A 19,324-nucleotide genomic window follows, 5' to 3' on the forward strand; every position below is an offset into this window, starting at 1 on the left:
TGACGTGCGGCCGTCCATGTCGGCAACGGCGATCCAGCCGCCCGCTTGCCGCGAGTACCGGTGTTCCGCCCGCAAGAGGCGCGTGATCTCGGTTGACGGGCTCAGGCCGTGACCGACCGCGATGCAGTCGGCGACCACGCTGCGGCGTTTTCCGGAGACGGGGCGCCCCGCCGAGTCGCAGGGCGCAAGGGTCGCGCGCAGTCCGTCGTGGACTTGCTCGACTTTGACGATGGTGCGCCGCGAAAGAATGGGCACGCCCGCGCGACTGATCTCGTGCCACCAGTGGAACCCTTCGCGCATCAGGTCGGGGCGCGACATCATGGCGGGCAGTGTGCGTGCCCAGTCGTCAAGGCCTGCCATATCCGCAATCGCCTCGACCTTGCCGCCGCCTTCTATGGTCTTCGCCGCGACGGCCGCGAGCAACGGCCCGCAGCCCGCAACGAGCGTCGAGCGGCCCGGCAGGATGCCCTGCGATTTGAGCAGGATGGTCGCGGCGGCGAGTCCGATAACACCCGGTGTGGTCCACCCGTCGAAGGGCACGATACGTTCTGTGGTTCCCGTGGCGACAATCAGCGCGCGCCCGGTGCAATGCATAGGGCCGGCCGCACCGGCGGCATCGACGCGGTAGTCCGCTGTGACGGCCCACACCACGTGATTGAAGTAGGTAATGACCGCACTTTGAGCCAGTTCGCGCCGCAGGGTGTCGCCGGGTTGTTGCGCTTGCCAGTCCGCGGTCAACGGCGCCACGGCGCTGACCGGCGCGCGATAGACCTGGCCGCCGGCCGCCGTGTTCTCGTCGAACAGCGCGACCTTGAGACCCGCCGCCGACGCCGCCAGCGCTGCGTTCACACCAGCCGGTCCGCCGCCGAGCACGAGGACGTCGAAGTCAGGCATCGCTGCCGGCCCCCGGTACCTTCTCAACATGCATTCCGTCAGCGACCGCAGTCCGGCACGCAAGCACGCGGCGGCCGTCGACCATGACCAGGCATTCCTGGCAAGACCCCATCAGGCAAAACATGCCGCGCGGCGCGCACTCACGCGGACTCGTACGCAAGGTCTTCATCCCCGACGCGAACAGGGCGGCTGCCACACTTTCGCCGACGCGCGCCGACGCCGGCTGGCCGTCGAAGAAAAACCAGACGGTAGCGGCGCGGTCTGCTTTATCAATGCGCATGGTCTCGGCATTCAGCATGGGACAGCCTCCCTTGACAACTAATTTCGTCGATGTTTTTATATTATCGTATACGGTTCGTATACGTAAATTGGTCAAAATAAAGAGAGTCCGGGGAGTACCCGAACCGCGCGCCAGAACTGTGAGCCATCTTCCCGAACCTTTTACGGAGTTATCGCATGAAATCCCTGCTTCTCATGAGCCGCCTGCTCGCCGTGGGTCTTGTCGCTTGCTCGTTGCTCGGCTCGTTCGACGCCAGCGCCCGCACGCTCGACGAAATCATGGCGTCGAAGAAAATCGTGTTCGGTATTAACCCGAACCTGCCGCCGCTCGGCACCTACGACGCGAAGAACAACATCGACGGCTTCGATGTCAGCATCGCGAAGAAGATTGCGGACTCGCTCGGCGTCAAGCTTGAAATCGTTCCGGTCGGGTCCAATGATCGGGTGCCATTCTTGATGACCGACAAGATCGACGCGGTGATGGGCGGCATGACGCGCAACGCGGACCGCCTGAAGGTGATCGATTTCACCGATCCGGTGAACACTGAAGTGCTCGGTGTCCTGACGACGCAAGCGAAGCCCTACACGGACTGGATGCAGTTGAACGATCCGGCGGTGCGTCTCGTTCAGGTACGCGGCACGACGCCTATCCCGCTGATCCAGGAAAAGCTGCCCAAGGCACAGCTCCTGATCCTCGACAACTACCCGGACGCAGTGCGCGCGATTGCCCAGGGCCGCGCCGATGCATTGATCGACGTGCTCGACTTCATGTTGAGCTATACGAAGAACTACCCGACGAAATGGCGCGTGGTTGACGCGCCAATCGAAGTGGACTACGACTGTATCGGTGTGCAGAAGGGCAATACGGCGCTGACGCAGCGCTTGAACAAGGAAGTCGATGCGTTGCAGAAAAACGGCTTTGTCGCCGCGAGCTGGAAGAAATGGTTCGGCAGTGCAATGCTGCATGATCCGACTGTTGCCGCTGCGCAGTAAGCGAAACCGACGGCAGCGCTCCGTCTGTGACGAACGAACGAGCGCTGCGTATCCGGCGGGAGCCACTATTCGATGACCCTACATTTCGAGCCCATTCTCCAGCAGTGGCCCTATCTGCTTGGCGGTGCATGGCTCAGTCTGCAAATTGCCGTGCTCGCGTTTGCGTTCGGCATGGTCATCGGGCTCGTATGCGCTTCGGTGTTGCGCTACGGGCCGGTGTTTTTGCGCAGGGTGGTAACGGCTTATGTGATCTTCGCGACCAACACGCCGCAACTCGTGCAGATCTTTTTCCTGTTCTTCGCGCTGCCTGAGATCGGCGTGACGCTGTCGCCGTTCACGGCGGTGCTCATCGGGGCGACGTTCAATGCGGGCGCGTATCTGTGCGAGATCCAGCGCGCCGGTTTCAATTCGGTCCGGCTGATGGAAATCGAAGCCGCCGAAGTGCTTGGCTTTTCCACGCCGCAGATCGTGCGGCATGTGATCCTGCCGCACGTGCTGAAAGTGATGTTCCCGCCGCTGTCGAACCAGTTCATCGTCATGACGCTCGGCACGTCGATGGCGTCGATCTTCGGCGTCGAGGAACTGACGGGCCGTACGTACAACCTCAGTTCGCAAACGTATCTCTCCGTCGAGGCGTTCAGCGTGGCCGCTGTTCTATATATTGCCGTCACGCTGATCGCGACCTTCGCGCTGGCGATCATCGGGCGCTATGTCTGCCGCGCCAAAATCAAGGTGTTCTGATGTTCGCTTCCTCACAGGCCGAAATCGCGCAGCTATTTTCCTTTTACAACCTGCTGTTACTGGTGGAGGGACTCGCTGCAACCTTCGTACTGTCGGCGTTCGGCTGCTTCGCGGGATTCCTGACGGGCTTCGTCGTGGCTACTGTCCGTGTCACGCGTTCCCGTGCGATGGCGCCCCTGCGTGCGCTCGCATTCGCCTACTGCTTCCTGTTTCGCCGCATCCCGTTCCTGGTGACGCTGATGCTCGTATTTTTCGCGAGCCAGTCGTCGAAAGCGAATCTCTCGACCTTCGCTGTTGCGTCGCTAAGCGTTTGCCTGATCGCGTCCGCCTACCTTGGCGAGATCATTCGAAGCGGACTCGAATCGGTGCATAGAAACCAATGGGAAGCCGCGCAGACGATGAATTTCTCGACCTTCGAAACATTGCGCTTCGTGATCGTGCCGCAGGCGTGGCGCGTGGTCGTGCCGCCTACATTCGGCTTTTTTGTCATGTTCATCAAGGACACCGCGCTGGCCTCGCAGATTGGCGTGATGGAATTGACCTCAGCCGGCAAGGTGCTGACCAACAAGGGCTTTTCTTCATGGCTCGTGTACGGAACGGTCCTGGTGCTTTATTTCGTGTTGTCGTACCCGTTGTCGCGCTTGGGTAAGCGCCTGGAGAAAAAACTTGCCGCAACTCGAAATCGTTGATCTGAAAGCTTCGTACGGACCGCATACGGTCCTTGAACGCATCAACCTCTCGGTCGAGAAGGGCGAGATCGTCAGCCTGATAGGACCTTCCGGGTCGGGCAAGAGCACGCTGCTGCGCGTTCTGACGGGACTGTTGCCGCCCGAACACGGCACCGTGCGATTGAACGGCAGCCTCGTGAACTATGCGGACAAGGCGGCCGTGCGTGCGTTGCGCTCGGAGATTGCGATCGTCTTCCAGCAATACAACCTGTTCCAGAACATGACGGTGCTGGAAAACGTGATGATCACGCCCACCAGGATCAAGGGCTGGCCACGCGAGCAGGTGCAAGAGCACGCCATCAGCTTGCTCACGCGCGTGGGCCTTGGGCATCGGTTGAAAGCGTATCCGGACGAGTTGTCGGGCGGTCAGCAGCAACGCGTGGCAATCGCCCGCGCGCTTGCGTTGAAGCCGAACGTGCTGTTTCTCGATGAAGTCACGGCGGCGCTCGACCCCGAACTCGTCACCGAAGTACTCGATACCGTTCGCGCGCTGGCGTCGGAGGGAATCACCATGTTCATCGTGTCGCATGAGATGAGCTTCGTGCGCGAGGTCTCGTCAAAAGTAGTGTTCATGGCAGGCGGTCATGTGATCGAGACCGGCTCGCCGCAGCAAGTTTTCGATGCCCCGCAGGAAGTCCGCACGCGCGAATTCGTCGGCAAGATCCTGCGTCACTGATGAATGCGCTCGCCGTCATTGCCGTCAGCGTTGCGTTATCCCTTTTCAAGTTTTCCAAGTCACCATGAATGAAGATCTGCTTACGTTGACCCTGCTGGCTACGGTCGATCGCCACTTCACTACCGAAGTCGATTTTCTTGCAGCGCTCGTGCGCAAGCCCTCGGATAATCCACCCGGCGACTGCGCGAGCCATGCAGAGATGACCGCGCTCGCGCTGGAATCGTTTGGCTTCACGGTCGAACGCCATCCGGTCCCACTCGCCGATGTCACGCGTGCCGGCATGATCAGTGCAACGAACCTGGTCGTTCGGCATCGTTTCGGCGATGGACCGGTCATTGCGCTGAATGCGCACGGCGATGTCGTCCCGCCCGGCGACGGCTGGTCCACCGACCCCTATGGCGCCGAAATCCGCGATGGCTGGATGTTCGGGCGGGGCGTGGCAGTATCGAAGTCGGACTTCGCGACCTATGCGTTTGCGTTGAAGGCGTTGATCGAGAGCCACGCTGAACTTCATGGGACCGTCGAGTTGCACCTGACCTATGACGAGGAAAGCGGTGGGCTGATCGGTCCGGCATGGTTGCTGAAGGAGGGCATCGTGAAGCCCGACTACGCGATCTGCGCCGGCTTCTCCTATTCGATCACCACCGCGCACAACGGCGCGATTCACCTGGAAGTGATCGTGCGCGGCAAGTCCGCCCACGCGGCACGGCCCGACACCGGACACGATGCTTTGGAAGCCGCGACGGCGGTGCTCAACGCGCTTTATGGACATCGCGAGGTGTTGAAGACCATTCGCTCGAGTACACCCGGTATCGATCACCCGACGCTTGTGGTTGGCTTGATCGAAGGCGGGATCAATACGAACGTGGTGCCGGACAAGGTCCGCTTGCGCCTGGACCGGCGTGTCGTGCCGGAAGAGAATCCGCAAGCTGTGGTGTCGCAGCTAAAGACGTTGCTAGAAGAAGCGGTGGCCGGCTTGCCGGGCATTGTCGTGGAGGTGCGTGAGGTGCTGGTGACGTCGCCGCTGCGTTCCATCGACGGCGCCGAACGCTTGTCGGCGGCCTTGCAACGCGCCGCGAAGACGACGTTGCAGCAGGACATCCCGACTGAAGGCGTGCCGCTTTACACCGACGCCCGGTTATATTGCGAAGCAGGCGTTCCGACCGTGATCTATGGCGCGGGGCCCCGCACGCTGCTGGAAGCGAACGGTCATCGGGCCGATGAACGCGTGGCGCTGGACGATCTGCGTCTTGCTACCAAGACGATCGCGCTCGCGCTTGCGGATCTGCTCGCGCGAGCCTGATCGGGCAGATCCGGTTCAGACACCGCTGCCTTCACTCAGGCGGTCGACCACGAAACGGCGCAGGTTTTGCAGATGCGTGCGAACGGCGTTGCGGGCGGCATCGGCGTCGTCGGCCGCGTAGGCTTCGAGGATCGCAAGGTGTTCCGCGCGATCTTCTTCTATGCGGTTGAATGGCGTCGAGAGTTCGAACAGCCGGCTGTTTGTGCGCACGACTTCGATCATCCGCGCGAGCACGTCATTGCCGCTGGCACGCGCCATCATGGTGTGGACCTGGTCGTCGACCTGCCAGTGCTCCTGCTCCTGCTGGCCGCTGCGCAAAGCCTTGATCTTCTTGATCAGTTGCTGGATCTGCTTCTTGTCGATCTTGCCGATGGCCAGGCCGATAGCCTCCGCCTCAAGCAGCTCGCGCACCTTCATTGCCTGGAAATATTCCTGCGCGCCGACGAAGCGCACCGAATAAGAACGGGCGCCGGCGCGCGCCAGCAGACCCTCGCCCTCAAGCCGCAATAGTGCTTCGCGCATGGGCGTGCGGGAGATGTTGAGTTCTTCGGCAAGCCGCCCCTCGACGACGGGACCGCCACTGCGTAATGCCTTGTGGAGGATCATTCGCCGCAGAGTCTGGTATGCCAGTTCGCCTAGTTTTTCCGGGGTTGTAGTAAGGGGAGATGCTGTCACGTTGTTTCGCTCGCTTCAGGTGCACGGTATACGTATTGTATGCGATCAAATAGTCATCTTCGTTTCGCGATACCACTCTCGATCACACCATCCTGACGGCGAGAACACTGCGATGCGGCGCGGTCCTGGCGCCTGTCTCGTTCCCGAGAACGCGTTTGATGAAGGTGAGCGTCGACGCGGGCGAGCGGGCCGCGTGCGGCTCTTTACTGCAGACAATTTGGCGAACCGGGCCCGACTAAAAGGTGAGGGTCCGTACCGAAAACTTCCGATAGTAAGAAAGTCCGAATGGAGTTCGAATATTATTCCGGTTAGTCTGCCGGTGGCGCAGCGCCGCTTTGCGTGATTCCGGCCGCTGCCAGAAGCCTTTTGCACCTTTGGCCTTTCCCGGGGAAAGTGCACCTGTGCCGCGCCTTACCGCACGAACGAACAGATCGGAATCACCATGACCACTCAAATTCCGCTTAACGGGCCTTCATCGACATCCGGGCGCGACGTAGTCGCCCCGCGCGGTGTTATCAGCGCAGTGCTTGCGGGATTGCTTCTGCTGGTAACCATGCTGTTCCTGCTCTCTTTGGGAGCGACGCTGGAAGCGTTGATCGAGAAATACTATTTAGGGACGGTTTCCAGCAGATACGACCCTCTTTTCGCGATGCTCATTCCGGCTACTGGCGGCACCGGTATCGCAGTCCTGGTCTTGCTGCTGCTGCGCATGATAGGGAATTGGCGCAGACGTAAGCGCGTTAGATAACGACTGTACGTTTGCGCTGTAAAGCAAGTCGATCAATGCATTCGCGACCACCTTGCTGGCGAGCGCCGCCTCAACTTGTTTCGCGCTCGATCAGCTTGAATCCCACGTCGACCACGCGTTGATCGACTTCGCCCTCCTGGATCCGGTCGACTAACAATGAGGCGGCCAGTTTTCCAATACGCGTTCCGTCAATCCGGATCGTCGTCAGCGGAGGGTCCGTGTCTTTCGCGAAATTCAAATCGCCATAACCGACTACCCGCAACTCCCGGGGAATATCCAGGCCGCGCGCGCGTGCTTCAATCAATGCGCCTAGCGCCAGGATATCCGCGCCGCAGAATATCCCTTCTATATCCGCATGTTCGTCCAGCAGACTCGCCAGCCCGCGACGGCCGTCACCCATATTGGCGGGCGACGGTATCGTGACAACGGGAATCGCGACGGCCGGGTCCGTTGCTGCGCCCTTGGCAAACGCCTTGAGGAAGGCTTGTGTACGCACCTGGGAGCGGCGGTCGCCCGGCGCAATCACCGCAGCCCGCTTTACACCTTGCGCAAGCAAGTGTTGCGCGGCCGCTTTCCCCACCTTTTCGTGGGAAAAACCGACCAGCATGTCAATCGGTTCGCGGGTGATATCCCAGGTCTCCACCACCGGAATCCCGGACTCACGCAGTTTTTGCCGCGCGTGCTGGGAGTGCACGACGCCCGTCAGCACAATGCCCGCTGGCCGCCGTCCGAGGATGGCATCGATCAACGCGTCTTCACGAGACTCGTCGTAGCCGCTTTGACCAATCAGCAACTGATAGCCAGTCTCGGCAAGCCCGGTAGTCAGCGCCTCGACCGTTTCCTGAAAAACAGTCCCCGCCATGGCAGGGATCAGCGCGACGATCAGGCGGCTCCGGTTCGACGCCAGCGATCCGGCGATCAGGTCAGGCGTATAGCCGGTCTGTTGCACGGCCGCACGCACACGCTCCAGCGTATTCACCGACACGAGTTCAGGGGTGTTCAATGCGCGCGATACGGTGACTTTGGTGACACCGATCAGGGCCGCCAGATCGCTCAGCGTCACGCGCCCGGTATTTTTTCGCGCGCGACGTGCGGTGGAGCGCTCCATTGCAGCGGGTAGGCCAGCGTCTTCGACCGTTCCGGCTATCCCTGTGGCGCTATCCGTTTTCGGTTTGATCATCGACAACGATATGAGAGTTGAATAAACGTTGATTAGGGAAAACGCGAACATTCAGGCAACAAGAAGCATATTACTATGCGTCCAATGTTACCGGTTACATAAACCGGTAACATTGGACGCATAGTAATAAAACTGATCCGGACAGCGTGTCCTCCTGGTTCCGGGGCACATTGCCGGTAGTGACCAGACTATCCACGATATCCACGAGACAAAACGTGATTGCAGGAGAATTGCTCATGTCGCAGGCCAGCGACGCCGCCATGACCCCCTTGATTCGCCTGCACGGCTCGGACAACGTGCTGATTGTCCGCGAGGCTTTGTCGCTGGGCCGGCAGGTCCAACTGGGCGATACCATCGTGCGCGTCCGGGCGCAGGTCCCGGCGGGCCACAAGATTGCCGCGAGGGAGATCGCGCGTGGCGAAGCGATCCGCAAGTATGACACCGTGATCGGCCGCGCCGCGCGGGATATCGAGGCTGGCGACCATGTGCATACGCATAACATTGAACTGATCGATTTCGAGCGCGACCCGGGCTTCGGCCTCGATGTCCGTCCGGTCGATTATGTGCCGCAAGCCGAACGTGCAACCTTCATGGGCATCGTGCGCCCGGACGGAAGAGTTGCTACCCGAAATTTCATCGGCATTCTCGCGTCGGTTAACTGCTCGTCCACGGTCATCAAGAATATCGCCGGGTGGTTCACGCCTGAGCGGCTTGCGGATTATCCGAACGTCGATGGCGTGGTCGCCTTCGCGCAGACCAGCGGGTGCGGGATGTCCTCGCCCAGCGAGCATTTCGACGTACTGCGCCGGACTATCGCGGGTTATGCGCGTCACCCCAATCTTGCGGGCGTCCTGATCGTGGGCCTGGGCTGTGAACGCAACCAGGTGTCTGACTTGATGAATTCGCAGGGTCTCGAGACGGACGAGTCGACGCGCACGCTGGTGATGCAGGACAGCGGCGGCACGCGCGCGACGATCGAGGCCGGGATTGCCGCGATCCAGGGCATGCTGCCGGCGGCGAACCGTATTGAACGGCAGCCGGTCAGCGCCAGTCATTTGAAGATTGGCCTGGAGTGCGGCGGGTCCGACGGGTTTTCGGGCATCAGCGCCAATCCCGCGCTTGGCGCGGCGATGGATATCCTGGTGCGCCATGGCGGCACGGCGATCTTGTCTGAGACGCCGGAGATCCACGGTGTCGAATACATGCTGACGCGCCGCGCGGTGACGCCGGAGGTCGGTCAGAAATTGCTCGACCGGCTCGCCTGGTGGGAGCGCTATACACACGGACACAACGGCCAGTTCAATGGTGTGGTCGGACCCGGCAACCAGCAGGGAGGATTGGCGAATATCTTCGAGAAGTCCCTTGGCTCGGCAATGAAAGGCGGCACGACGCCTTTGCAAGCAGTCTATGAGTATGCCGAACCAATCCACAAGTCCGGGTTTGTCTTCATGGACTCGCCTGGCTATGATCCGGTCGCGGTCACCGGTCAGATCGCCAGCGGCGCAAACATGATTTGTTTCACGACGGGCCGTGGCTCGATGTTCGGCTCGAAACCTGCCCCCACGATCAAGCTCGCCAGCAATACACCGATGTTTGCGCGCCTGCGGGAAGACATGGATATCAATTGCGGCCTGGTGATCGATGGCGAGCGCACCGTGGAGGAGATGGGGCAGGACATCTTCGAGCATATCCTGCAAGCCGCCTCCGGGCAGCGCACGAAAAGCGAATTGCTGGGTCTTGGCGATCACGAGTTCGTGCCCTGGCACATGGGCATCGTTAGCTAAGCATCCAGATAACAATAACGGAGACAAAAGATGACTCTCGCGGCACAAGCGCAGACACGTACACGTGTGCGCTGGATCGTGGCCGGCATGATGTGGGCGGCGATTGCAATCAACTATGTCGATCGAACAGTGCTGTCCGCTGCCGCGCCCCGGATCCAGTCGGACTTTCACCTGAGCGCCGTGCAGATGGGGGTAGTGATGTCCGCCTTTTTCTGGTCGTATGCGCTGCTGCAACTGCCGGCCGGCATCCTCGCGGACCGCTTCGGGCAGAAGAAGGTATTGGGTCTCGCGGTCCTCTGGTGGTCGCTCGCTACCGCCGTCACCGGCTTTGCGACGGGCTTCAAATCGCTGGTCGCTCTGCGGGTGATGCTGGGTATTGGCGAAGCGGGCGCCTATCCGAGTAACGCCGGTATCGCGTCACGCTGGTTTCCCCGTAACGAAAGGGCGACGGTGGCCGGCATTTTCGACAGCGGCTCGAAGCTCGGCGGCGCCGTCGCACTCCCTTTGATTGCGGTCATGCTTGCCGTGTTCGACTGGAAAGTGACGTTTGCGATCACGGGCGCACTGGGCATCGTATGGTGCCTTGTCTGGCAGTTCATGTTCAGGGATTCGCCAAGCGAACACCCGCGGGTCAATGCCGCTGAACTCGCGCATATCCGCGACGGACTCGCGCCCAATGCTGCGGAGGACAAGCGCAATACCGTTCCGTGGCGCAAGCTGTTCGCGCATCGCAATATCTGGGCGATGTGCATCGGCTTCTTCATGATCAACTACAACTCGTATTTTTTCATCACCTGGTTGCCCACCTACCTGGTCAAGGAGCGGGGCATGGGTTTGATGGAAATGGGCGTGATGGCCTCCCTGCCTTTGCTGATATCGATGTTTACCGAGGTGCTCGCGGGCTGGGCCTCGGACCGTGTCTACAGTTCGGGCAGGTTGTCGTTGACGGCCACCCGCAAGCTGTTCCTGATCGTCGGGCTCACGATGGCATCGAGTATCGGTCTTGCCGCCTTCGCGCAATCGGCCGTGATGGCAGTCGTGCTGCTGTGCTTCGCCAAATCCGGCATGACCGTCGCAGCCTCGCAAGTCTGGGCCTTGCCCGCAGACGTGGCGCCCAAGAACATGGTGTCGATGGTGGCCGGCGTGCAGAACTCGGTATCGAACATGGGGGGTGTTGTCGGCCCGATCGTGACCGGTGCGATCGTCGGTGCGACGGGATCCTTCGTTGCGGCACTGGTGTTCTCGTCGGCGCTGATCGTTCTCGCCATCATCAACTATCTTTTCCTGCTGGGTAAAGTCGAACCCATCGAATTTGAACCCCCTCCCATGGAGTTGGAGAATCATGAGCGGAACAATGCAAACGCCCGCGCCTAACCGTTTCAAGGCGGCGCTGGCGAACAAGGAAGCACAGATCGGTTTCTGGTTGTCGATGGCCGATCCCTACCTGGCCGAAGTCAGCGCGACCGCCGGCTTCGACTGGCTGTTGATCGATAACGAGCATGCGCCCAATGACGTACGGTCGACCTTGTCGCAACTGCAGGCCGTCGCTCCGTACCGTGGGGAAGCCGTGGTGCGGCCGGTCAATGGCGATGTGGCATTGATCAAGCGCCTGCTTGATATCGGCGTACGCAACCTGCTGGTGCCGATGGTCGACACCGAGGAGCAGGCTCGCTCATTGGTGTCCGCCGTTCGATATCCGCCGCACGGGATTCGCGGGGTCGGGAGTGCGGTCGGCCGCGCGTCACGCTGGAGCAGCCGGAAGGATTATCTCGATGTCGCCGATGAAGAAATCTGCCTGCTGGTGCAGGCGGAAACCGTCACCGCTTTATCGAACCTCGACGCGATTTGCGCGGTGGACGGTATCGATGGCGTCTTTATCGGGCCGGCTGACCTGGCCGCCTCGATGGGCTATCGCGGTAAAGCGGGTCACCCTGAAGTGCAGGCCGCTATTGACGGTGCGATCAAGAAAATAGTCGCATCGGGCAAAGCGGCCGGGACGCTGACTTCCGATCCGGCGCTTGCGCGGCACTACCTCGAGCTGGGCTGCACTTTCGTTGCGACCGGCATCGACATCCTGATTCTTGCCAATGGTGCGCGCAAGCTTGCCGCGGACTTTAGCAGGGGCACCTAGCCGACAAGCGGCAAGCATCAATTTCGATTCGATTTCGAAATCCCGCAACAAGAAAAGCGGAGACATACGATGAACGATCACGCCGGCCTGCTCAGGAAGCATTGGCATATCATCTTTGCGGCAACCGCAGGATGGGCGCTCGATGCATTCGATTTCACCATCCTGCTGTTCCTGATCCCGCATCTCGGCAAGGTGTTCAATGTCGGCTTGCCACAGATGGCGCTGGTGGTGACAGCCACCGGCTTCGCGAAGATCGCCGGAACCATCGGCTGGGGATTTGCCGCCGACCGGTATGGCCGCAAGCTTGCCTTCATGGCAGCCGTATTGTGGTTCTCCTGCGCATCGGGACTGAGCGGCCTGGCGTGGAGCTATGCCTCGTTCATGGTGATGCGCATCTTGTTCGGAATGGGTTTCGGCGGCGAGTGGACCGCTTCTGTCTCTCTACTGATGGAAACCGTGCCCGAGAAAATCCGGCCACTCGCGTCCGGCATCATGGTGGCGGGCTACGAGTTCGGCTACATGCTGGCCGCGCTCGCTTTCCACTTCCTGTTTCCGGTGCTGGGTTGGCGCTGGATGTTCTTCCTCGGCATTGCGCCGGCCTTGCTGACGCTGTTCCTGCGGCGCAACGTCAAGGAGTCGGCGGACTGGAAGGAACAGCAGCTGCGCAAACAAGAAGGGCACGGCTTTAAAACCTTCGTCTTCAATCCAGCCGTCGCGCAGGCCTGGGCTTTTTCGGCAGGGTTGAACTTCATGTTGTGGGCTGTCCAGGTGCTATATCCCACGTTCCTGCTGACCGTTCATCACCTGGACTCGGGCACTATTTTTCCTTTCATCATTGCCTACTCGGTTGGCTCGGTGATCGGCAAACCTTTGTCCGGCTACGCTGCCAGCAGGATCGGAGAGCGCAGTACGATTGTTATCTTCCTGACGATCGTCGTGCCCACTACAGCGCTCTATACGCTGGTATCAAATCATTTCCTGATGGGTGTGGGCGCCTTCTGCATGGGCATGTTCGCGAATGGGTTGTTCGGTATCCTGCCTTTATACCAGGCGCGTCGTTTTCCCGTGGAAGGGCGGGCGACCGGGATTGGGATCAGCTATGCGATGACCTCCATCAGTGTTATAGCTCCGTATGTAATCGCGTTGGTCACGCCGTCGATGGGACTCAAGTTCGGCATGGCCTCGTTCATTGCCGGCGGCGCGCTGATCGTCATCGCAATCAGTATTTTCAATACCTCACGCTGGATGCCGAAGGATCTCGCCGATGAAGCGGCGGGGGCAGCCCGTGACGGTGGTGTCGAGGAAGAAGGGTTAGTCGCAGGCAACGCTGCGCATTGATCGACAGGAAACCCGCGGTCATGCAAATCTTGCCGCCTTGACACACATCGGCGTGCCGACCGACACAACATCAACCTGCTCCAACGGTTTCCCGCTGTCCGGATCAAGGCGCAAAGACACAAGTACATCGCTATCCTGATTAGCTACCAGCATGAATTTCCCCATAGGCGAAAGAGTGAAGCTGCGTGGGGTTCTGCCGCCGCTATCCTGTCTGGCGCCAGTGAGAATCGTGCCGTCTTTCTCATCAAGCGCATAAGTGACAACGCTGTTGTCACCTCGGTATGTCGCATACAGGAAGCGGCCGTTTGCAGATACACACAGGTCCGCAGCGAAGCTCGGGGCTGCATCCGGAGGAAGTCCGTCGACTGACTGCAGCAGTTGCAGCGTGCCGGTCTCGCTTGCATAGGCGAGCCGGCATAGGGCGTTGTTGAGTTCATTGATGACATACGCGGTCGCGCCATCCGGATGAAACACAAGATGTCGCGGACCCGAGCCCGGAGCCATCCGCAGTGGTGCGATGTCCGTTTGCGCGAGACGCCCGCTTGTGGCGTCGAGCCTGTAGGTAACCAACTGATCGCCACCCAGATCCGGCACCACCACGAAGCGATTGTCCGGGCCAGGTACGACGCAATGCGCATGGGGCACCGCTTGCCGGTCCGCACGCGGGCCTGTGTCGTGGTGCGCAAACTCGCTGATCGCAGGCGTCAAGCTTCCGTCAGCCATGATCGAAAAGCTCACAACGTGTTGGCCCGGCACTTCACCAGGGGTTTCGTGTGAATAATTCGCGACGAACGCGCATGTTCCTTGACGATCGGTATTGCAATGCGCGGTCAGGCTGCCCCGCGTGGTCTGCCTGGCACCCACCAGAGTCAGCGAACCTCTGGCCTTATCGATCCGGTAGGCGCTGATCAATCCCTCCCGCCAGCCGAATACTTCGGTCGTCGCATACAGCATGCCGCGCTCCGGCAGCACCGCGAGATACGTCGGATTCGGAGCGTCGACGGTATCGGCGAGCCAGCTTAGCGCGCCGGTAGTTTCGTCGAATGCGAACACCGAGATGCCTTTGCCGTTAGCCGCCGCAAAGTGCGGCACGGCCTGGTTCAGGCAGCCCACGAAAACCAGAGTAATAGCCGTCATCGCACTCTCCACATGGAAAATACCTACTTGTATGGTAGTAGGGTGTATTCTACCATTCACCCATCCCAATAAAAACCGGTAGCCGATCCAGGCCATACCGCACGGCGTGCCCGGCGCACGTTCAACCTCAAGTTCAGGAGACGATAGTGCAACTCAACAGGACATTTGTATCGGGAATCGCCAGTGTGATGCTGCTGGTGGTGAGTGGCGCCGCTAGTGCGGCGGTGGCGACGGGCGACACATCGAAAGACAAGATTGCGTTGTCGAACAGTTATGCCGGCAACACTTTCCGTCAGCAGCAACTCAAAAGCTGGGCGCAGACCGCAGAGGGTGCGAAGAAGGCGGGGATCATCGCAGAAGCACCTGCGTTTACCACGGCCGAAAATCAGGCGACTGAACAGGCGCAACAGATCCAGAACCTGGTTCTGCAGGGATACAAGGCGATTGTCATCAATGCCGCATCGCCGACCGCACTGAACGGTGCGGTCAAGCAGGCATGTGCCGCGGGCGTCGTCGTCGTATCGTTCGACGGAATCGTCACCGAGCCGTGCGCCTACCGGATCGCCGCGGACTTCCACAAGATGGGCGCGGTGCAGGTCGACTTCCTTGCGAAAAAGCTCGGCGGCAAGGGCAACCTGCTCGAAGTGCGCGGCCTGGCGGGGGTGTCCGTCGACGACGAGATCCACCAAGGCATCGTCGACGAGGTCAAGAAATATCCGGGGATGAAGATTGTCGGCTCGGTCTACGGCGCCTGGACGCAGACGGTCGCGCAGAAGGAGGTTGCAGGCATCCTGCCGTCCTTGCCGCAAGTCGACGGGGTTGTGACCCAGGGCGGCGATGGCTACGGGGTCGCGCAGGCTTTTCGTGCGGCCGGCCGCAGCACGCCGACCATCATCCTCGGCAACCGTCAGGAGGAGCTTGCGTGGTGGAAATCGCAGGGTGTCGATGCGTACCAGACGATGTCGATCGCGGCCGATCCGGGCTCGTCGACGTTCGCGTTTTGGGCCGCGCAGCAGATCCTGGCGGGTAACAAACTGCCGCACGACATGTCGCTTCCGACACTGACCGTCACGCCCGCTTCGCTCTCGACGGTGTTGTCGACGACAGCGCCCGGCACCGTTGCAAGCAACGTGTTCACGCGTGAGCAGGTGGTCGGCGCGGTTGAATCGTCGAAGAAATAGCGCTGCCGCTGCCAGCGCCGTCAAACGCGCCGGCGCTCACTGGTTGAACACTCATCCTTGTACGGCTGGTCCCATGAACCATTCTGAAAGCACAGTGCTTGGTGCGCCGTGCGTCGAAGCGATGCCGGAACGACTATTGTCAGTACGGGGCGTGGATGTGAAGTTCGGCAACGTATGCGCTTTGCAAGGGGTCGCCTTTGACTTCGTCAAAGGCGAATGTGTGGCCATCGCGGGACACAACGGTGCGGGCAAGTCGACGCTGATGTCGGTGTTGGCCGGTGCACGCCGCGCGAATGCCGGGTCGGTACAGATCGATGGCGCGAGCTTCGAGTGCGGATTCGATGCCAACCAGGCGCGCACGCTAGGGATTCGATGCGTGTTTCAGGAACTGTCGTTGTGTCCGAATCTCACGATCGAAGAAAACATGCGGGTGGTTCATCCGCAACTGAAACACTTCGGATGGCGCAAGCGCGCCGGTGCGATTATCGAAGCACAGCTCGATGCGATTTTTCCCGGACACGGGCTTCGCGGAACAGACGTGGTCGGCGATCTGTCGCTGACCCAGCAGCAGATGGTGGAAATCGCCCGCGGTTTTGCGCGCGTCGACACGCCCGTGCGTCTCGTGATTCTGGACGAACCTACCTCGAGCCTCGACAAATACACGTCCGGACAACTGCTTGCCTACATCCGGCAGAGCGCGGCGGACGGTGTGACCTGCATCCTGATCACACACATGCTGGAGGAAATGCTGCGCAGCGCTGACCGGGTCATGGTGATGCGCGACGGCAAGGTGGTGTCGACACTCGCCGCTGCGAACCTCGACAAGGAGCAGATCATCCGGGCGATGGGCCAGTTTGTCGAAGGAGGCGTGACGCCCGTCCAGCGACCGGCCGAGACAAACGGTGCCGCCGCAACCTTGCGGTGGAAGGTGGGTCCAGGCAAGCGCACGAGCATCGACGCAGTGCGGGGCACCATTGTCGGTTTCGCCGGACTGGCAGGGCAGGGACAGACCGCGCTGCTTCACGAGATTTATGCGGGGGTGCGCAAACGCCGCTCGCAACAGGCCGTGGCGTTCGTCGCGGGGGACCGCCGTGCAGACGGTGTATTCATCGACTGGACCATTGCGCAGAACTTCGATATACGCCGGCTATACAACCGTGGCAGTCCAACCTGGATCGATAGCGTCGCGCTGCGCGATCTGTTCGACACCTGGGCCAGGAAGATCAACATTCGCGGCGCGGCACCCACGGAAAATATCCTGTCTCTAAGCGGGGGCAACCAGCAGAAGGTGCTGTTTGCTCGCGCGCTTGCATCCGACGCGGATCTCGTGTTGATGGACGATCCCATGCGCGGTGTCGACATCGGCACCAAGCTCGAAATCTATGCGCTGCTGCAGGCCGAAGCCGCAAAGGGCCGCACCTTCATCTGGTACACCACTGAAAACGACGAGTTCGCCTACTGCGATCGAACCTACGTGTTCCGCGCGGGCAAGGTTACACGCGTGCTGGATCGCAGCGAATGTACGGAAGAGGCCTTGCTTGCAGCGAGTTTCGAGGAGGTGACATCATGATTCAAGCAGTCATGCTGCGTGCGCGCCGACTCGATCTGCGTTCGGTTCTGCCGGTGGCGTCGCTGTTCGCGGTGCTGGTCCCGATGGTTGCCGTGCAGCCGAATACGTTCAGCTATTTCGGTGCGGTGATGTTGCTGAATCTTGGCGTGCCGATCGTGTTTGCAACGCTGGCGCAACTCGCCGTGATTACCGCCAACGAGCTCGATCTCTCGATCGGATCATTCGTGAGTCTCGTCGCATGCATCGGCGCGACCTTGCTGGTGCGTTCGCCCTGGCTTGGCTGGGCCGCCCTCGCTGGCTGCGTCGTTCTGTATGCGCTGGTCGGTGCGCTGATCGAATACCGGCGTATATCGTCGGTGGTGGTCACGCTCGGCCTGTCGTTTGTGTGGAATGGGCTCGCGGTGTTGCTGTTGCCCTCTCCGGGCGGCACGAGCCCGGGGTGGCTCTCGACGTTGATGGGCTTTCAGTCGCCGGTAATTCCCGCGCCCTTGCTCTGGACTGCCGCGATCGGCATTGGCGGCCACTTTCTTCTGATGCGCTCGTCCGTCGGCGTGGGGCTACGCGGGGTGGGTGGCAATCCGGGCGCGATGCGCCGGTTCGGCTGGTCGGTGATCCGCTCGAAGGCCATTCTGTTCGGATGCGCGGGCTTTCTCGGCGTATGTTCCGGCCTGACCTTGCTGGGCCTCGCGACTTCAGCCGATGCCAATATCGCGCTGCGCTACACGCTGCTGTCGGTGGCCGGCGTGATCCTGGGCGGAGGCGAGTTTGTCGGCGGCCGCGTCTCTGCGCTAGGCGCCGTTCTCGGTGCGATTACGCTCACGCTGGCTTCGTCCTTTCTTTCGTTTCTGCAGATCGCACCGGAATGGCAAATTGGTCTTCAGGGCATGATCCTGATCGCAGTGTTGTCGCTGCGTCTGGTATTTCGCGGCAAGGGAGCAAGGCGATGAGAACCACGCTTGCGATTCGCGATACGCCGTGGCTCTGGTCCGTCGCCGGTGCGCTTCTGGTGGGCGTGGTCACCAGTGCCGCGCTTGGCCTGGGCACGGCGGCCAACATGCTTTCCGCTGCATCCGCGTTTGTGGTGTTCACGGTGCTAGTCGGGTTAGGGCAGATGCTGGTGGTCACGAGCGGCCCCGGCAATATCGATCTCTCGATTCCTGCGACCATCGCACTGTCCGGCAGTGTCGCGATGCGCGTGATGGCCACCCATGACAGTGCGATCGTGCTTGGCATTGCTACGGTCGTGGCGATGGGTATTGCCATCGGCCTGTTCAACTACCTGCTGATCCGGCTGCTGCGGATTCCTCCTATCATCGCCACGCTGTCTTCCAGTTTCGTTTTGCAGTCGATCGCCATCAGCCTCGGCCGGGGCGGGGCGGCGCCTCCGCCTGCGCTGGAGAACTTTGCGTTAAGCCGTGTCGAAGGAATATCGAGCCTTGCATTTGTCGCGCTGCTGATCACCATACTGACGGGGGGCGTGCTGTTCAGGCTGGTGCAGGGACGCAGCCTGTCGGCAGTCGGCCAGAACGCGCGCGCAGCGAATCTCGCAGGTGTTCGGGTCGAGTGGGTCCGTTGTGCAACGTATGTCGCCTGCTCCGTTCTCGTGGCGTTGTGCGCCTTGCTCCTCGCCGCATTTTCAGGTGGTGCGACGCTCGATATGGGAGCGGACTACATGCTGCTGTCGGTGGCGGTGGTCGTGATAGGCGGGACCCAGGTGTCGGGCGGCCGCGCGAGTCCGACCGGCGTGTGGGGCGCAGCCTGCTTCCTGTTTCTGATCAACGCGCTGCTGAATGCGAGCGGCACCGGCGCGGGCGTGCGCGCGATCATCTACGGGGCATTGATCATCGGCGTGACGACGATCGCCGGCGGTTCCGCTGCTGCCCGCCGGTGAGGGGGCAGCAGCGCTGGTGGATGGGGTTGGGGTTCTGGCGGTGTTAGGGTTAGTGGTCGGGGGCGGGGTCGGGTC

19 protein-coding genes are annotated in these 19,324 nt (G+C 60.9%); 14 read left to right on the plus strand and 5 right to left on the minus strand.

What is annotated here, in order from left to right:
* On the minus strand, positions 1–894 hold an 894-nt coding region (locus EOS_RS05355), incomplete at its 3' end, for an FAD-dependent oxidoreductase (RefSeq protein ID WP_047845567.1).
* A complete protein-coding gene (locus tag EOS_RS05360) occupies positions 887–1,192 on the minus strand; it encodes a (2Fe-2S)-binding protein (protein ID WP_047845568.1) in 306 nt (101 codons plus the stop codon). The genes EOS_RS05360 and EOS_RS05355, both read right to left, overlap by 8 nt.
* A gap of 158 nt (positions 1,193–1,350) precedes the next feature.
* Between EOS_RS05360 and EOS_RS05365 the strand changes: the two genes are divergently transcribed.
* The 5 genes from EOS_RS05365 (at position 1,351) to EOS_RS05385 (ending at position 5,614) form a co-directional block, all read left to right on the plus strand.
* The gene (locus EOS_RS05365; protein WP_047845569.1) at positions 1,351–2,166 is read left to right on the plus strand and encodes a transporter substrate-binding domain-containing protein; all 816 of its coding nucleotides are present in this window, start codon (positions 1,351–1,353) and stop codon (positions 2,164–2,166) included.
* A 72-nt stretch (positions 2,167–2,238) separates the two neighbouring features.
* Positions 2,239–2,907: an amino acid ABC transporter permease gene (locus tag EOS_RS05370; RefSeq protein WP_047845570.1), complete on the plus strand. Its 669-nt coding sequence runs from the start codon at positions 2,239–2,241 to the stop codon at positions 2,905–2,907.
* The gene (locus EOS_RS05375; RefSeq protein ID WP_047845571.1) at positions 2,907–3,596 is read left to right on the plus strand and encodes an amino acid ABC transporter permease; all 690 of its coding nucleotides are present in this window, start codon (positions 2,907–2,909) and stop codon (positions 3,594–3,596) included. The genes EOS_RS05370 and EOS_RS05375 overlap by 1 nt, the downstream gene beginning before the upstream one ends.
* Complete coding sequence (locus EOS_RS05380) at positions 3,574–4,311, plus strand: amino acid ABC transporter ATP-binding protein (protein ID WP_047845572.1); 738 nt, start codon at positions 3,574–3,576, stop codon at positions 4,309–4,311. Before EOS_RS05375 ends, EOS_RS05380 begins: the two co-directional genes overlap by 23 nt.
* Before the next feature lie 64 nt (positions 4,312–4,375).
* Positions 4,376–5,614 (plus strand): ArgE/DapE family deacylase, encoded by a 1,239-nt coding sequence (locus EOS_RS05385; protein ID WP_047845573.1) that lies wholly within the window; start codon positions 4,376–4,378, stop codon positions 5,612–5,614.
* Positions 5,615–5,629: 15 nt separating this feature from the next.
* Here the strand turns inward: EOS_RS05385 and EOS_RS05390 are convergent, their stop codons facing one another.
* Positions 5,630–6,289, minus strand: a complete 660-nt coding sequence (locus EOS_RS05390; RefSeq protein ID WP_047845574.1) for a GntR family transcriptional regulator — start codon at positions 6,287–6,289, stop codon at positions 5,630–5,632.
* Positions 6,290–6,731: 442 nt separating this feature from the next.
* Between EOS_RS05390 and EOS_RS05395 the strand changes: the two genes are divergently transcribed.
* The gene (locus tag EOS_RS05395) at positions 6,732–7,037 is read left to right on the plus strand and encodes a hypothetical protein (RefSeq protein WP_047845575.1); all 306 of its coding nucleotides are present in this window, start codon (positions 6,732–6,734) and stop codon (positions 7,035–7,037) included.
* 70 nt (positions 7,038–7,107) lie between these two features.
* On the opposite strand, the gene EOS_RS05400 is transcribed toward EOS_RS05395, so the two are convergent.
* Entirely contained in the window at positions 7,108–8,145 is a 1,038-nt protein-coding gene (locus EOS_RS05400; protein WP_047845576.1) for a LacI family DNA-binding transcriptional regulator, read from the minus strand.
* Positions 8,146–8,453: 308 nt separating this feature from the next.
* Here EOS_RS05400 and EOS_RS05405 point away from each other — a divergent pair, with 308 nt between their 5' ends.
* From EOS_RS05405 to EOS_RS05420, 4 genes are all read left to right on the plus strand, one after another.
* Positions 8,454–10,001, plus strand: a complete 1,548-nt coding sequence (locus tag EOS_RS05405) for a UxaA family hydrolase (RefSeq protein ID WP_047845577.1) — start codon at positions 8,454–8,456, stop codon at positions 9,999–10,001.
* Positions 10,002–10,031: 30 nt separating this feature from the next.
* Positions 10,032–11,375 carry an MFS transporter gene (locus tag EOS_RS05410; RefSeq protein ID WP_047845578.1) on the plus strand — a complete coding sequence of 448 codons (1,344 nt, stop codon included), beginning with the start codon at positions 10,032–10,034 and terminating at the stop codon, positions 11,373–11,375.
* Positions 11,344–12,132 carry a 4-hydroxy-2-oxoheptanedioate aldolase gene (gene hpaI, locus EOS_RS05415; RefSeq protein ID WP_047845579.1) on the plus strand — a complete coding sequence of 263 codons (789 nt, stop codon included), beginning with the start codon at positions 11,344–11,346 and terminating at the stop codon, positions 12,130–12,132. Before EOS_RS05410 ends, hpaI begins: the two co-directional genes overlap by 32 nt.
* A gap of 69 nt (positions 12,133–12,201) precedes the next feature.
* Entirely contained in the window at positions 12,202–13,470 is a 1,269-nt protein-coding gene (locus EOS_RS05420; RefSeq protein ID WP_047845580.1) for an MFS transporter, read from the plus strand.
* An 18-nt stretch (positions 13,471–13,488) separates the two neighbouring features.
* Here the strand turns inward: EOS_RS05420 and EOS_RS05425 are convergent, their stop codons facing one another.
* Positions 13,489–14,607 (minus strand): lactonase family protein, encoded by a 1,119-nt coding sequence (locus EOS_RS05425; RefSeq protein ID WP_047845581.1) that lies wholly within the window; start codon positions 14,605–14,607, stop codon positions 13,489–13,491.
* A gap of 188 nt (positions 14,608–14,795) precedes the next feature.
* Here EOS_RS05425 and EOS_RS05430 point away from each other — a divergent pair, with 188 nt between their 5' ends.
* The 4 genes from EOS_RS05430 (at position 14,796) to EOS_RS05445 (ending at position 19,249) form a co-directional block, all read left to right on the plus strand.
* Positions 14,796–15,788, plus strand: a complete 993-nt coding sequence (locus tag EOS_RS05430) for an ABC transporter substrate-binding protein (RefSeq protein WP_047845583.1) — start codon at positions 14,796–14,798, stop codon at positions 15,786–15,788.
* A gap of 73 nt (positions 15,789–15,861) precedes the next feature.
* The gene (locus EOS_RS05435; RefSeq protein ID WP_082163220.1) at positions 15,862–17,358 is read left to right on the plus strand and encodes an ATP-binding cassette domain-containing protein; all 1,497 of its coding nucleotides are present in this window, start codon (positions 15,862–15,864) and stop codon (positions 17,356–17,358) included.
* A complete protein-coding gene (locus EOS_RS05440; protein ID WP_087881884.1) occupies positions 17,355–18,305 on the plus strand; it encodes an ABC transporter permease in 951 nt (316 codons plus the stop codon). The genes EOS_RS05435 and EOS_RS05440 overlap by 4 nt, the downstream gene beginning before the upstream one ends.
* Complete coding sequence (locus EOS_RS05445) at positions 18,302–19,249, plus strand: ABC transporter permease (RefSeq protein WP_047845582.1); 948 nt, start codon at positions 18,302–18,304, stop codon at positions 19,247–19,249. The genes EOS_RS05440 and EOS_RS05445 overlap by 4 nt, the downstream gene beginning before the upstream one ends.
* Positions 19,250–19,324: the final 75 nt, after the last annotated feature.

The sequence above is a fragment of the Caballeronia mineralivorans PML1(12) genome, assembly GCF_001028175.1.
GTDB lineage: Bacteria > Pseudomonadota > Gammaproteobacteria > Burkholderiales > Burkholderiaceae > Caballeronia > Caballeronia mineralivorans.

What these genes read in the sequence shown, in the direction of transcription:
- EOS_RS05445 (WP_047845582.1), top strand. Translation starts at nt 18,302, where the DNA reads ATGAGAACCACGCTTGCGATTCGCGATACGCCGTGGCTCTGGTCCGTC.
- EOS_RS05385 (WP_047845573.1), top strand. Translation starts at nt 4,376, where the DNA reads ATGAATGAAGATCTGCTTACGTTGACCCTGCTGGCTACGGTCGATCGC.
- EOS_RS05375 (WP_047845571.1), top strand. Translation starts at nt 2,907, where the DNA reads ATGTTCGCTTCCTCACAGGCCGAAATCGCGCAGCTATTTTCCTTTTAC.
- hpaI (WP_047845579.1), top strand. Translation starts at nt 11,344, where the DNA reads ATGAGCGGAACAATGCAAACGCCCGCGCCTAACCGTTTCAAGGCGGCG.
- EOS_RS05410 (WP_047845578.1), top strand. Translation starts at nt 10,032, where the DNA reads ATGACTCTCGCGGCACAAGCGCAGACACGTACACGTGTGCGCTGGATC.
- EOS_RS05395 (WP_047845575.1), top strand. Translation starts at nt 6,732, where the DNA reads ATGACCACTCAAATTCCGCTTAACGGGCCTTCATCGACATCCGGGCGC.
- EOS_RS05430 (WP_047845583.1), top strand. Translation starts at nt 14,796, where the DNA reads ATGCTGCTGGTGGTGAGTGGCGCCGCTAGTGCGGCGGTGGCGACGGGC.
- EOS_RS05400 (WP_047845576.1), bottom strand. Translation starts at nt 8,145, where the DNA reads ATGGAGCGCTCCACCGCACGTCGCGCGCGAAAAAATACCGGGCGCGTG.
- EOS_RS05435 (WP_082163220.1), top strand. Translation starts at nt 15,862, where the DNA reads ATGAACCATTCTGAAAGCACAGTGCTTGGTGCGCCGTGCGTCGAAGCG.
- EOS_RS05440 (WP_087881884.1), top strand. Translation starts at nt 17,355, where the DNA reads ATGATTCAAGCAGTCATGCTGCGTGCGCGCCGACTCGATCTGCGTTCG.
- EOS_RS05360 (WP_047845568.1), bottom strand. Translation starts at nt 1,192, where the DNA reads ATGCTGAATGCCGAGACCATGCGCATTGATAAAGCAGACCGCGCCGCT.
- EOS_RS05370 (WP_047845570.1), top strand. Translation starts at nt 2,239, where the DNA reads ATGACCCTACATTTCGAGCCCATTCTCCAGCAGTGGCCCTATCTGCTT.
- EOS_RS05365 (WP_047845569.1), top strand. Translation starts at nt 1,351, where the DNA reads ATGAAATCCCTGCTTCTCATGAGCCGCCTGCTCGCCGTGGGTCTTGTC.
- EOS_RS05420 (WP_047845580.1), top strand. Translation starts at nt 12,202, where the DNA reads ATGAACGATCACGCCGGCCTGCTCAGGAAGCATTGGCATATCATCTTT.
- EOS_RS05405 (WP_047845577.1), top strand. Translation starts at nt 8,454, where the DNA reads ATGTCGCAGGCCAGCGACGCCGCCATGACCCCCTTGATTCGCCTGCAC.
- EOS_RS05425 (WP_047845581.1), bottom strand. Translation starts at nt 14,607, where the DNA reads ATGACGGCTATTACTCTGGTTTTCGTGGGCTGCCTGAACCAGGCCGTG.